The sequence below is a fragment of the Gallaecimonas sp. GXIMD4217 genome (assembly GCF_038087665.1).
Lineage (GTDB): Bacteria > Pseudomonadota > Gammaproteobacteria > Enterobacterales > Gallaecimonadaceae > Gallaecimonas.
This window is the reverse complement of the sequence record NZ_CP149925.1, coordinates 608,541-621,477: the sequence shown is the minus strand read 5'-3', so window position 1 is coordinate 621,477 and position 12,937 is coordinate 608,541. Positions and strand designations below refer to the sequence as shown.

At 66.3% G+C, this 12,937-nt stretch carries 12 protein-coding genes; 3 read left to right on the top strand and 9 right to left on the bottom strand.

All coding sequences use genetic code 11. The annotated features are described in order from the left end of the window. Positions 1-58: 58 nt before the first annotated feature. From recJ to WDB71_RS03085, 4 genes are all read right to left on the bottom strand, one after another. Positions 59-1,774 (bottom strand): single-stranded-DNA-specific exonuclease RecJ, encoded by a 1,716-nt coding sequence (gene recJ, locus WDB71_RS03100; RefSeq protein ID WP_341503181.1) that lies wholly within the window; start codon positions 1,772-1,774, stop codon positions 59-61. Positions 1,775-1,828: 54 nt separating this feature from the next. Then, positions 1,829-2,542: a bifunctional protein-disulfide isomerase/oxidoreductase DsbC gene (gene dsbC, locus WDB71_RS03095; RefSeq protein WP_341503180.1), complete on the bottom strand. Its 714-nt coding sequence runs from the start codon at positions 2,540-2,542 to the stop codon at positions 1,829-1,831. A gap of 112 nt (positions 2,543-2,654) precedes the next feature. Beyond that, complete coding sequence (gene xerD, locus WDB71_RS03090; RefSeq protein ID WP_341503179.1) at positions 2,655-3,536, bottom strand: site-specific tyrosine recombinase XerD; 882 nt, start codon at positions 3,534-3,536, stop codon at positions 2,655-2,657. Continuing rightward, the gene (locus WDB71_RS03085) at positions 3,529-4,017 is read right to left on the bottom strand and encodes a methylated-DNA--[protein]-cysteine S-methyltransferase (protein ID WP_341503178.1); all 489 of its coding nucleotides are present in this window, start codon (positions 4,015-4,017) and stop codon (positions 3,529-3,531) included. Before WDB71_RS03085 ends, xerD begins: the two co-directional genes overlap by 8 nt. 12 nt (positions 4,018-4,029) lie before the next feature. Between WDB71_RS03085 and fldB the strand changes: the two genes are divergently transcribed. After that, positions 4,030-4,548, top strand: a complete 519-nt coding sequence (fldB, locus tag WDB71_RS03080; protein WP_341503177.1) for a flavodoxin FldB — start codon at positions 4,030-4,032, stop codon at positions 4,546-4,548. A gap of 45 nt (positions 4,549-4,593) precedes the next feature. Here fldB and brnQ read toward each other — a convergent pair whose 3' ends face one another. Both brnQ and WDB71_RS03070 read right to left on the bottom strand, forming a co-directional pair. Next, positions 4,594-5,919, bottom strand: coding sequence for a branched-chain amino acid transport system II carrier protein (gene brnQ, locus WDB71_RS03075; protein WP_341503176.1), 1,326 nt, complete (start codon positions 5,917-5,919; stop codon positions 4,594-4,596). A 122-nt stretch (positions 5,920-6,041) separates the two neighbouring features. Further along, entirely contained in the window at positions 6,042-6,683 is a 642-nt protein-coding gene (locus WDB71_RS03070; protein ID WP_341503175.1) for a methyltransferase, read from the bottom strand. 119 nt (positions 6,684-6,802) lie between these two features. Here WDB71_RS03070 and srmB point away from each other — a divergent pair, with 119 nt between their 5' ends. Then, positions 6,803-8,104 (top strand): ATP-dependent RNA helicase SrmB, encoded by a 1,302-nt coding sequence (gene srmB, locus WDB71_RS03065; RefSeq protein ID WP_341503174.1) that lies wholly within the window; start codon positions 6,803-6,805, stop codon positions 8,102-8,104. Positions 8,105-8,343: 239 nt separating this feature from the next. After that, positions 8,344-9,912 (top strand): endonuclease, encoded by a 1,569-nt coding sequence (locus WDB71_RS03060; protein WP_341503173.1) that lies wholly within the window; start codon positions 8,344-8,346, stop codon positions 9,910-9,912. Between the two features lie 53 nt (positions 9,913-9,965). Here WDB71_RS03060 and WDB71_RS03055 read toward each other — a convergent pair whose 3' ends face one another. The 3 genes from WDB71_RS03055 to WDB71_RS03045 form a co-directional block, all read right to left on the bottom strand. Further along, the gene (locus WDB71_RS03055) at positions 9,966-10,322 is read right to left on the bottom strand and encodes a YkgJ family cysteine cluster protein (RefSeq protein WP_341503172.1); all 357 of its coding nucleotides are present in this window, start codon (positions 10,320-10,322) and stop codon (positions 9,966-9,968) included. Between the two features lie 173 nt (positions 10,323-10,495). Next, a complete protein-coding gene (gene yaaA, locus WDB71_RS03050) occupies positions 10,496-11,269 on the bottom strand; it encodes a peroxide stress protein YaaA (protein ID WP_341503171.1) in 774 nt (257 codons plus the stop codon). Between the two features lie 65 nt (positions 11,270-11,334). Continuing rightward, entirely contained in the window at positions 11,335-12,795 is a 1,461-nt protein-coding gene (locus WDB71_RS03045) for a sodium:alanine symporter family protein (protein WP_341504175.1), read from the bottom strand. Between the last annotated feature and the right edge of the window lie 142 nt (positions 12,796-12,937).

Sequence of the window (12,937 nt, the reverse complement as noted above, 5' to 3'; positions counted from 1 at the left end):
AATTTTAGCCGATCTGCCCGGCCATTCCTAGCAGGGCAGCTCGGCCGTCGGCGGCCGTTCAGGCCGGCTCCAGGTGCTCGATCATCAGCTGCGGACTGAGCTTGCCGCGGAACTCGTTCACGTCCAGCCGGTAGGCCAGTCGCACCCATTGCACGGCGCTGTTGGGCCAGAAGTCGGTATCGACGTTGAAGCAGATGCCGTCTATGTACTGGTCGCTGCCGTCCACCGCCAGCACCAGCTTGAGGTGCTTCTGGCCCACCAGGCGCTGCTGCACTATCTGGAAGTGGCCGTCGAACATCGGCTCGGGAAAGGCCTGGCCCCAGGGGCCGCCACCGCGGATCTGCTGGGCCGTCTCCAGGCACAGCTCATGGGCCGCCAGCTCGCCGTCGGAGAGGATCTTGCCCTCCAGCAGCTCCGGGGTCATGACCCTGTCCACCGTCTCGGCGTAAAGCTCGGCGAAGCGGCCAAAATCCCCCTCGCGGATCGACAGCCCCGCCGCCATGGCGTGGCCGCCGAACTTGAGGATGAGGCCGGGGTGTTTGGTGTCCAGCTCGTCCAGCAGGTCACGCATGTGCAGGCCGGGAATGGAGCGGGCCGAGCCCTTGAGCTCCCCTTCGCTGCCCTGGGCGAAGGCGATCACCGGCCTGTGGTAGCGCTCCTTGATGCGCGCCGCCAGTATGCCGATCACCCCCTGGTGCCAGTCGGGCCGGTACAGGGCGATGCCGGAGGGCACCTCGCCCAGCTCGATGGCCTTGAGCTCCTGCAGGGCCTCGGCCTGCATGCCGGCCTCGATCTCCCGCCTTTCCTTGTTGAACATGTCCAGCTGCGCCGCCATCAGCCGGGCCTGGTGCAGGTCGTCGGTGATCAGCAGGCTGACCCCCACCGACATGTCGTCCAGGCGGCCGGCGGCGTTGAGACGTGGCCCCAAGGCAAAGCCCAGATCCGAGGCCACCATGCGCGCCGGATTGCGGCCGGCCACCTCGCACAGCGCCAGTATGCCTGGCCGGCAGCGGCCGGCGCGGATCCGCGCCAGGCCCTGGTGCACCAGGATGCGGTTGTTGGCGTCCAATGGCACCACGTCGGCCACTGTGCCAAGGGCCACTATGTCCAGCAGCTCGGCCAGGTTGGGCGGCTTGCCGGCAAAGGCGCCGCGGTCGCGCAGCTCGGTCCGCACCGCCAGCATCAGGTAGAAGGCCACCCCCACCCCGGCCAGGGCCTTGGAGGGGAAGCCGCAGTCCGGCAGGTTGGGATTGACGATGGCGTCGGCGGCCGGCAGCTGCTCGCCGGGCAGGTGGTGATCGGTGATCAGCACCTGCATGCCGGCGGCCTTGGCGGCCTCGACGCCGCTGAGGGAGGAGATGCCGTTGTCCACCGTCATCAAGAGATCGCAGCCGCGCTCGGCGGCCACCTGGACGATCTCCGGGCTCAGGCCGTAGCCGTATTCGAAGCGGTTCGGCACCAGGAAGTCGGCATGGGCCGCCCCCAGCATGCGCAGGGCCAGCACCGACAGCGCCGAGCTGGTGGCGCCGTCGGCGTCGAAGTCGCCCACCACCAGGATGCGTTTGTGCTGCCCAATGGCGTCGGCCAGCAGCCGCACCGCCTCGGCTATGCCCTTCATGGCGCCGTAGGGGGCCAGGGCCGTCACCGACTTGTCCAGCTCGCTTTCGCACTTGAGGCCGCGGGCGGCATAGAGGCGGCGCAGCAGCGGCGGCAGGCTGTCGGGCAGCCCGGATTCGTCGCCGGCGGGGCGACGCACTATCTTGGTCTGGGTCATGGATAAGGAAAGGCGGCAATTGCCGCCTTTTTTGCAATGAAAGCTGCGTTCAGTTTATTGGCTTTCCAGGGCCGCCGCCAGTCGCTCCGCCGGCAGGTAGCCGGGCACCAGGGAGCCGTCGTCCAGCACCAGGGCCGGAGTGCCGCTCAGCTGGAACTGGCGCCCCAGGCGGAAGTGGTCGGCCACCGGGCTGTCACAGGCCATGGGCGCCGAGTCGACCGGCTTGCGGTTCTTGGCCAGGGTCATGGCTTCCTTGGGATCCTCGGCGCACCAGACCGCGTCCAGCTTCTTGGAGGAACCGGAGTTGAGGCCGGCACGGGGATAGGCCAGGTAGCGAACGGTGATGCCCTTGTCGTTGTAGTCGGCCATCTCCTTGTGCAGCTTCTGGCAGTAGCCGCAGTCCACGTCGGTGAAGACGGTGACGGTGTGCTTGGGATCCTTGGCCGGGAAGACGATCATGGAGTCCTTGAGCTTCTCGACGCCGGACAGGCGAAGTTCGTTCTTGCGGACCTCGGTGAGGCTCTCGGGGGCGCCGTCCTTCAGGGAGAACAGGTTGCCGGACAGGACATAGTTGCCGTCGGCGGAGGCGTAAAGGACGTTGTTGGCGGCCACCACCTCATAGAGGCCCTTGACCGGGGTTTCGGCTATGGTGTCGACCTGAACGCCCAGGCTGGCTTCCAGCTTCTCCTTGATGGGATCCTCGCCCGCCCAAGCGGCGGTGGAGAGCGCGACCAGGCTGGCAACGATGCCGGCGGTAAACTTTTTCATCTTTGATCCTTGCTGCATATGGCCCTGTTGGCTTAGACCCGGGCAATGTTATAAAAGTTACCGGCTGGCGCGCCCACATGCAATGACGGTGCGATTAACCGCACGGTTTCGCTCAGCCGCGGGGATGATGCTGGCCGTGCAGCTGCTTGAGCCGCTCCCGAGCCACCTGGGTGTAGATCTGGGTGGTGGACAGATCCGAGTGGCCCAGCAACAGCTGCACCACCCTGAGATCGGCGCCGTGGTTGACCAGGTGGGTGGCGAAGGCGTGGCGCAGCACATGGGGCGACAGCCTGTCCTTGTCGATGCCCACCTGCTGGGCATAGAGCTTGATACGGTGCCAGAAGGTCTGGCGGGTCATCATCCTGCCCCGCTGGGAGGGAAAGAGCACGTCGCCGTCCTGGATCAACGCCGGCCGGCCGTACCTGAGGAAGCGCTGCAGCCAGTGCACCGCCTCCTCGCCCATGGGCACGATGCGCTCCTTGCTGCCCTTGCCCAGCACCCGCACCAGGCCCTGGCGCAGGTTGATGCCGTCCCGCTCCAGGGTCACCAGCTCCGACACCCGCAGCCCGGTGGCGTAGAGCAGCTCCAGCATGGCCCGGTCGCGCAGGCCAAGGGGCGTCTCGGTGTCGGGGGCGTCAAGCAGCGCCAGCACCTGGGCCTCGGACAGCGTCTTGGGCAGGGCCCGGCTTATCTTGGGCCTGAGCAGGGGCGTCGTGGGATCTTCGCCGCGGTGCTTCTCCCGCACCAGGTAGCCGTAGAAGCGGCGCAGGGCGGACAGGCAGCGGGCGGTGCTGCTGGCCTTGTAGCCCCGCTCCAGGCGCCAGTCTAGGTAGTGGCGCAGATCGTCGGTGGTCAGGGTCTCCATGGCGAGTCCCCTTTCCCGGCCCCAGGCCGACAGCAGGGCCAGATCCCGGCCATAGCTGCCACGGGTCTGCTCGCTGAGGCCCTCCTCCAGCCACAGCGCCTGCAGGAAATCCTTGACCGCCTCAGTCACGGCCGGCCCCTTCGTGGTTCAGCAGCCACTGCTTGAAGTCCAGCATGGCGCCGCCGGTCTGGCCGGAAAAGCCGCCCATGCCGGAGGCGCTCAGCACCAGGTGGCAGGGCACCACTATGGGGTGGGGATTGTGGCGGCAGGCCTGGCCCAGGGCCCGGGCCACGGTGCCCAGCTCCCTGGCCAGCTCGCCATAGCTGACCGTCTCGCCCCTGGGCAGCTCGGCCAGGCGGGCCCAGACCCGTTGCTGGAAGGCGGTGCCCTGGGCCAGCAGCGGCAGCTCGAAGTCGGCCCGGCCGCTTTGAAGGTAGCGAACAAGCTGGGCCTCGAAGCGCCTGCCAAGGGGCGTCCACTGCACCGTTTCCGGCTCTGGCAGCAGCAGGATCTCGCTCACCTGGCCGGCCAGCTCGCGCATGGCCACCGGGCCGGCCGGCGTCTCCACCCAGGCACTGAGTTTTGTTAAGCTATCGGCACTTTTTCTCATTCTTGGTTATCCATGCGCATCGGTCTTTTCTACGGCTCCACCACCTGTCACACCGAGATCGTGGCAGAAAAAATCCGTGACGTCATCGGCGCCGAACTGGTGACCCTGCATAACATCAAGGACAGCCCGGTCGGCCTGATGGAGGACTACGATCTGCTGATCCTCGGCATTCCCACCTGGGATTTCGGCCAGTTGCAGGAAGACTGGGAGGATCACTGGGAGGCGCTGCTGGAGCTGAACCTGGCCGGCAAGCCGGTGGCCCTGTACGGCATGGGCGACCAGCTCGGCTACGCCGACTGGTTCCTGGACGCCGTGGGCATGCTCCACGAACACCTGAGCGCCCTGGGCGTGCACTTCGTGGGCTACTGGCCCACCGAAGGCTACGATTTCGAGGGCTCCAAGGCCCTCACCGAGGACGGCAAGCAGTTCGTGGGCCTGGCCCTGGACGAAGACAACCAGTGGAAGCAGACCGACGAGCGCCTGCAGGCCTGGTGCGTACAGGTGCTGGAAGAGGCGGCCGAGCTGTTCTGAGCCGGCCAAGGCAAAAGAAAAGGCAGCCCGGGGCTGCCTTTTTTGTCAGGCCAGTTCCGGCTTGACCTGTTCGGCCCGGCGCAGCAGCGCCATCAGGCCCATGGCGCAGGCGCTTGGCACCAGCCAGCCCAGGCCCTGGTCGAACAGGGGCAGCACGCCAAGCCTGGCCCAGAGCGGCTCCAGGGCCTGGATGCCGATCATCTTGACACCATCCAGGGTGGCGAACACGGCCGTCACCGCCAGCACCATCAGCTGGGCGCCGTTGCGGTTGCCCAGCACCGGCTCCAGCAGCTTCAGGGCCACCAGGGCAATGGCGATGGGGTAGATGAAGAACAGCACCGGCACCGAGATGGCGATCAGGGTGGACAGGCCGACGTTGGCCACCAGCGCCGAGCCGGCCGCCACCGCCAGGGCCACCACCTTGTAATTCAGGCACGCGAAGGTATCGGAGAAATACTCGGCGCAGGCGCTGGTCAGGCCCACGGCCGTGGTCAGGCAGGCCAGGGACACCACCGCCGCCAGCAGGTAGAGGCCGACCGGGCCGAACAGCGCGCCGATGTAGGCCACCAGGATGGCGCCGCCGTTGTCCGGATTGGCGGCCACCTCGTGGCTGGTGGCGCCCAGGTAGAACAGCGACACATAGACCAGGGTCAGGCCGGCGGCGGCGATCAGTCCCGCCTTGACCAGATAGCCGAACACCGCCCTGGGTTCGTTGATGCCCTTGTCGTGCAGGGCATGGACTATGACCAGGCCGAACATCAGCGCACCCAGGGTATCCATGGTCATGTAGCCTTCCAGGAAGCCCTTGGTCAGCGGCGCCGTCTGCCAGGCCTCGACGCTGTCACCGACCGGCGCCAGGGGCGCGAAGGCCAGGGTGGCGGCGATCACCAACAGCAGCAGGATCAGCACCGGGGTCACCACCTTGCCAATGAGATCCAGCAGCTTGCCCGGGCGCAGCGCCAGCAGCAGGGTCAGGCCGAAGAAGCCCAGGGTATAGAACGCCAGGCTGGTGTCGTTGGCGTTGTCCAGAAAGGGCACCATGCCCAGTTCAAAGGCCACCAGGCCGGTCCTGGGGGTGGCGAACAGCGGCCCCAGGATCAGGTACAGGGCCACGCACAGGGCCAGGGCCGGGCCCTTGGGCAGTATCCTGGACAGGGACTCCAGGCCGCCGCCGGCCCGGGCCACGGCGATGATGGTCAGCAGCGGCATGCCGACGGCGGTGAGCAGGAAACCGAGGATGGCCGGCAGCAGATCACCGGCAGCCTGTTGGCCGGCCAGGGGCGGGAAGATCATGTTGCCGGCGCCCAGGAAGAAGGCGAAGGTCATAAAACCCAGGCCGAGGACGTCTTGAAAGGAAAGCCTGTTGTTCACGCAATACCTCTTAGCGTGGCGGCCCCCCGGGTTCCTTTCCGACGGGGCGGATTTATTCGAAAGCGAACGCTAAGGGGTACCACAGCCAAGGGCCGCGGCTCAATACGACCAGGGGCGATTTCCTAAAAATGGAGGTAAAAATCGCGGCCGAGCTCAAGAAAATCGTTTGTCCAATTCTGGTCGGATCTGCGCAGGGCCAGGGCGCTCTCTTCCAGGGGACCGGCCAGGCGCGACAGCTGCAGCAGCACCCGCTTCGGCGCCCTGCCCTCAACGGTGCTCACCGCGCAGCGCCGGCGCAGCTGAAAGGCGTCCAGGGCGGCCAGCCAGCGCTGCTGCTCGTCCCAGGGCAGCACCAGGGCCAGCTCGCCGTCCTCGGCCAGCAAACGCTGCGCCGCCTTGGCAAAGTCCGCCGGCGGCAGGGCCAAGAAGTGCCTGGCCGCCGCCCGTTTTTCGCAGGCCAGCTGCTGGCCGGGATGGAAGAAGGGCGGGTTGGACACCAGCAGCCGGTAGGGACCACCCTCGAAGTCCTGGATGGCCCCCTGGTGCACCGCCAGGCGCCCGGCGAAGGGACTGTCGTCGAAGTTGGCCCTGGCCTGGGAGGCGGCGGCGCCGTCCAGCTCCACGGCATCGACGCGGCAGCCCGGGGCGCGCTGGGCCAGCATCAGGGCCACCAGGCCGGAGCCGGTACCCACGTCCAGGATGGCACCCTGGGCCGGCGGCGCCGTCCACAGCCCCAAAAGGACCCCGTCCGTGCCCACTTTCATGGCACAATGCTGGTGGCCGACAAAGAATTGTTTGAATTGAAAACCTTTCGACATAGACGGCGATTGTACCTGCTCTCGGACTTGCCTAAAATCACCGGCCCACCAAGAGGAGCCAACCAATGGGTTTTCGTGAACTGGAGCTGGATCCCAGCCTGCTAACCGCCCTGCAAGAGCTGAATTTCAGCCGTCCCACCGCCATCCAGAGCCAGGCCATACCGGCCGCCATGGACGGCCAGGACGTGCTGGCCTCCAGTCCCACCGGCACCGGCAAGACCGCCGCCTTCCTGCTGCCGCTGTTCCAGCACCTGATCGATCACCCCAGGCGCCGCAAGGGACCGCCCCGGGCCCTGGTACTGACCCCGACCCGGGAGCTGGCCCTGCAGATCGAGCGCGACGCCAAGGCCCTGGGCGGCCACACCCGCATCGGCATCGGCTCGGTGATCGGCGGCATCAACTACCAGATCCACGCAGAACAGCTGGGCGGCGAGGTGGAGCTGGTCATCGCCACCCCGGGCCGGCTGGTGGAATACATCAACTCCGAGGTGTTCGATTGTGGCGCCATCGAGGTGCTGGTGCTGGACGAGGCCGACCGCATGCTGGAGATGGGCTTCCAGAGGGATCTGGAGCTGATCCTCGGCAAGTGCGAGCGCCGCAGCCAGACCCTGCTGTTCTCCGCCACCCTGGAAGGCCCCAACCTGGAAGCCTTTGCCGACAAGGCCCTCACCGAGCCGGTGGAGGTCAGCGCCGAGCCGCCGCGGCGTGAGCGCAAGAAGATCCTCCAGTCCGTCTACTACTGCGACACCCTGGAACACAAGATCCAGCTGCTGCTGCACCACTTGCGCAGCGAGGAGGTCAGCAAGGCGCTGGTGTTCCTGCGCACCCGCGACAAGCTGGCCGAGCTGCGCGACCGGCTCCAGGCCGAGGGCGTCGAGTGCGTCTGGCTGCAGGGGGAAATGCCCCAGGACAGGCGCAACAATGCCGTACGCCGCTTCACCAGTGGCGAGGTGCCGGTACTGCTGGCCACAGACGTGGCCGCCCGGGGCCTGCACATCGAAGACATCAGCCATGTGATCAACTTCGACATGCCCCGCACCGCCGACGTCTACGTGCACCGCATCGGCCGCACCGGCCGGGCCGGCGCCAAGGGCAGCGCCATCAGCCTGGTGGAAGCCCATGACATGGCGCTGCTGGGCAAGATCGAGCGCTACCAGGACGAGCCGCTGAAGAAGCGGGTGGTGGAAGCACTCAGGCCCAAGCACAAGTTCAGCATGCCGGTGAAGAAGAAAAAGCCCAAGGACAAGAAGGCCAAGCCCAACAAAAAGGCCAAGGCGAAGGCGGCGGCCAAGGCCAAGAAGCCCCAGGAAAAACCGGCCAAGGTGCGCCACCGAGACACCAAGAACAAGGGCAAGCCCAAGCGCTGAGGTGCCGGCGCCAACACATCAAACAACAAAGGGCAGCCTCGGCTGCCCTTTTCTGTTCCTGCCGGCCTATTGCCACGCCCCTGCCCAGCAAGGAGAGCTGGCCGGGGTAGCAGCCCCATTCATTAATGGTTTCTTCCTGATTTCTTAACACCAGTCTGTCAAGATCAGGCCGGCCTTAAAGGGGATCTAACCCCATAAAACCAATCACTTAAGGCCTAACAACAAGAAAGGAAACCATGATGAACAAACTGCTTTTGGGACTGACCCTGTCCGCCTGTGCCCTGTCGGTACAGGCCCAGCTTCGCCTGAGCGAAGTGCTCTACGATGCCCCCAACAACGACAGCACCGAGGAATTCGTGGAGCTGTTCAACGCCGGCTGCGCCGAGGTGGACCTCAGCCAGTACAGCCTCAACGACAACGGCGCCAGCTTCGCCCTGACCGGCCTGCTGGCGCCGGGGGCATACCTGACCGTGGCCAGGGACAGCAGCGGCTTCCAGACCCTGTTCGGCCAGAGCCCGGACCTTTCCGGCATGACCCTGGCCCTTGGCAACGGCGGCGATTATGTGCAGCTGAAAAAGGCCGGCAGCCTGGTGGACCAGGTGGCCTGGGAGGGCGGCCTGAGCGGCTGGAACCTTAACGCCAGCAATGTCTCCCTGGTCCGCCAGCGCCTTTCCGCCAGCCCGGACGCAAACGATTGGCTGACCGGCAGCAGCGCCGGCAGCCCCGGCACCGGCCCCCTCAGCGGCGACTGCGGTGGCGGCAGCCCCAGCCAGGCGCTGGCCAACGGCCAGGCGATCACCGGCCTGGCCGCAGGCCAGGGCGAGTCGCTGCACTACCACCTGGACGTGCCGACCGGCCAGGCCAGCCTGGAGGTGGTTGTCGCCGGCGGCAGCGGCGATGCCGATCTCTACCTCAAGCTGGGCGCCGAGGCCGGCACCGGCGACTACGACTGTCGCAGCATCAACGGCGGCAACGACGACAGCTGCACCATCGCCAACCCGGCCCAGGGCCGCTACCATCTGACGCTGTACGGCTACCAGGCCTTCAGCGGCGCCAGCCTGACCGCCAGCTACGGCAGCGGCAGCGACCCACAACTGCCGGCCTACTACGACGGCGCCGTCGGCAAGAGCGGCGCTGCCCTGAGATCGGCCCTGAACCAGATCATCCGCGGCCATGTGCGCTACAGCTACAGCCAGGTCTGGGACCAGCTGGGCTATACGGACGAGGATCCGGCCAACCCCAGCAACGTCATCCTGCTCTACTCCGGCCGCTCCCAGGCCAAGAGCCTCAGGGTGGGCCAGAGCAGCTCCAGCGACGCCTGGAACCGCGAGCACGTCTGGCCCAAGAGCCACGGCTTCCCCTCCAGCGGCCAGCACGCCTATACCGACCTGCACCACCTGAGGCCGGCGGACCTGTCCATCAACTCCGCCCGGGGCAACAAGGACTTCGACATGGGCGGTACGCCCCTGAGCGAGTCCCCCGCCAACAGCACCGACGACGACAGCTTCGAGCCCGCCGACGCCGTCAAGGGCGACGTGGCCCGCATGGCCTTCTACATGGACGTGCGCTACGAGGGCGGCGACAGCTCCGGCACCCCGGATCTGAGCCTGCTGGACAGGGTCGGCACCCAGGTCGGCGAGCCGCTGCTGGGCGATCTCTGCATCCTGCTGGCCTGGCACCGCCAGGATCCGGTTTCCGACTGGGAGCGGCGTCGCAACGAGCGCATCTACGAGCGCCAGCAGAACCGCAACCCCTTCATCGACAACCCGGCCTGGGCCGAGGAGCTCTACGCCGGCCAGTGCCCCTGAAAGGGCTTCGCCTAGAAAACAAAGGGCAGCCAAGGCTGCCCTTTTTCACGGCCTCAGGCCGCCGTCTCCACCACCACCGGCAGCGGCGCCAGGCCGTGAAAGGCCCTGGCCCTGTCGCAGTCCGGATTGGCCTGCCCCTGATAGCCGGAATACTGGAACTCCCGGCAGGGGCTGGGCCTTTGTTCGTAGATGGTGCAGGCGGTGGGGCCGCCAATGTCCCCTTCCAGGGCCACGCAACGGCAGCCCTGGCGGGCTTCGGTGCCCTTCATGCAGCTCAGGTGGTGATTCACCTGGCTGGTCAGCCGGTCGGGGATCTGGCCGCCACCGGCCTCGGCCTCCGCCCAGTAGAAAGACACCCTGAAATAGGCGCAGCAGGCGCCACAGCTTAAGCACGGATTCACCACAGTCATGCAGCTTCACGATTCGCACAAAAGTTGAACTGAGTAAGTCGACCGAACGGTCGGCCCCGCCCCAAGGACAGGGGCGGGCGCCCTTTTTTACTGGATCCGGCCGCTGTCAGGCAAGTCCTGGCGGCGCGGCGCCACAGGCAAAAAGAAAAAGCCCCTTGATGAGGGGCTTTTCGTTACTGTTCGGCGCGGGTGAACACCCAGGTGTCGCCCCTGGAGTCGGCCTCGCTGAAGCGGTAGCCGGCGTAGTCGAAGGCCTTGAGTTCCTCGGCCGTCTTGGGCTGCTTATCGATGATGTAGCGCACCATCAGGCCCCTGGCCTTCTTGGCGTAGAAGCTGATGATCTTGTACTGGCCGTTCTTCTGGTCCTTGAACACCGGGGTGATCAGCCGGCCGTCCAGCTGCCTGGGCTTGACCGCTTTGAAGTACTCGTTGGAGGCCAAGTTGACCAGCACGCTCGAGCCGGCGTCGGCCAGGGCGGCGTTGACCTGGTCGGTGATGATGTCGCCCCAGAACTGGTAGAGATCCTTGCCCCTGGGGTTGGCCAGCCTGGTGCCCATTTCCAGGCGGTAGGGCTGGATCAGATCCAGGGGCCTCAGCAGGCCATAGAGGCCGGAGAGGATGCGCAGGTGCCGCTGGGCATAGTCCAGGGCCGCCTCGTCCAGGCTGGCGGCATCCAGGCCGGTGTAGACGTCGCCGGTGAAGGCCAGCACCGCCTGCTTGGCGTTGTCCGGGGTGAAGGGCCGCTGCCAGCCTTGGAAGCGGGCGGCGTTGAGGCCGGCCAGCTTGTCGGAAATTTTCATCAGCGAGCCGAGATCCAGGGGCGTCAGGGTCCGGCAGACCTCGATCAGCTCGGCCGAATGGTCCAGCAGCGCCGGCTGGCTGTGCCTGGCCACATGGGGCGGGGTCTCGAAGTCCAGGGACTTGGCCGGGGAAATCAGCATCAACATGACAAAGGCTCCTTATCGCGGTCGGCGGCCATGATAACAAAAAAGCGGCCGAAGCCGCTTTCTGCTCAGGCCGCCTTCTGGGCCGCCTTCGCCTTGTCGGGGCTCTCGCAGTCCCAGACGCCGGGCTCCAGCTTGTCCTTGAGCTCCGGGAACTTGCGCACGTCGAAGTACGGCGTCTTGCCCGCCTTCTGCTGGCAGTGGTAGTCCCGGGCCAGCTTGAAGGCCAGGCCGGACAGGGCCAGGATGGCCACCAGGTTGATCACCGCCATCAGGCCCATGGAGGCATCGGCCATGGCCCACACCAGCGGCAGCTCGGACAGGGCGCCGAAGAGCACCATGGCCAGCACCACCATCCGGAACACATTGATGGTCAGGCCCACCTTGTGCCTGGGATCCAGGAACACCAGGTTGGTCTCGGCGTAGGAGTAGTTGGCGATGATGGAGGTGAAGGCGAAGAACAGCAGGGCGATGGCCACGAAGCTGCCGCCCCAGCCGCCCACCTGGGAGCTCAGGGCCGCCTGGGTCAGGGTCACGCCTTCCATGCCGTTGCCGATGTCGACACCGGACATCAGGATGATGGCGGCGGTGGCGGAGCAGATCACCAGGGTGTCGATGAACACGCCCAGCATCTGCACATAGCCCTGGGAGGCCGGGTGACGGGGCGTGGGCGCGGCGGTGGCGGCGGCATTGGGGGCAGAACCCATGCCGGCCTCGTTGGAGAACAGGCCGCGCTTGATGCCGTTCATCATGGCCTGGGCGATGGTGTAGCCCAGGGCGCCGCCGGCCGCTTCCTCAAGGCCGAAGGCGGACTTGACGATCAGGGCGAAGATGGCCGGCAGCTCGGTGATGTTCACCACCACCACCACCAGGGCCACGGCCAGGTAGGCCAGGGCCATCAGCGGCACCAGGATCTCCGCTACCTTGGCGATGGAACGCAGGCCGCCGAAGATCACCAGGGCGGTCACGGCCGCCACGGCCACACCGGACAGCCAGTGCGGCACGGCAAAGGCCTGGTCCATGGCGGCGGCGATGGAGTTGGCCTGGACGGCGTTGAACACCAGGCCGAAGGCCAGGATCAGGCACAGCGAGAAGGCGATGCCCATCCAGCGGGCGCCCAGGCCCCTTTCCATGTAGTAGGCGGGACCGCCACGGAAGTTGCCCTGCTCGTCGCGGATCTTGAACAGCTGGGCCAGGGTGCTTTCCACGAAGCTGGTGGCCATGCCGATGAAGGCGATCAGCCACATCCAGAAGATGGCGCCGGGGCCGCCCAGGGTCAGGGCCACGGCCACGCCGGCCAGGTTGCCGGTACCGACCCGGGCCGCCAGGGAGGTGCACAGGGCCTGGAAGGAGGAAATGCCGCTTTTATCGCCATGGCGGCTGTTCTTCATCACCGAGAACATGTGGCCGAAGTGACGCACCTGGATGAAGCCCAGGCGGATGGTGAAGTAGATGCCCACACCCAGAAGCAGGTAGATGAGAACGGAGCCCCACAGCAGGCCGTTCATCCAGCCTACGGTTGTGTCCAGTACTTGGTGGACGGGCGCCAGCCAGTCTTTGATCTCTTGCATGGCGATCTCTGCCGTTGTCAGCGGGGATTTACCCCATCGAAGGGCGGCAGACTAGCACAGGGGCCTTGTAGTAAAAAACCGTAAAAATGTGCCCTGGATC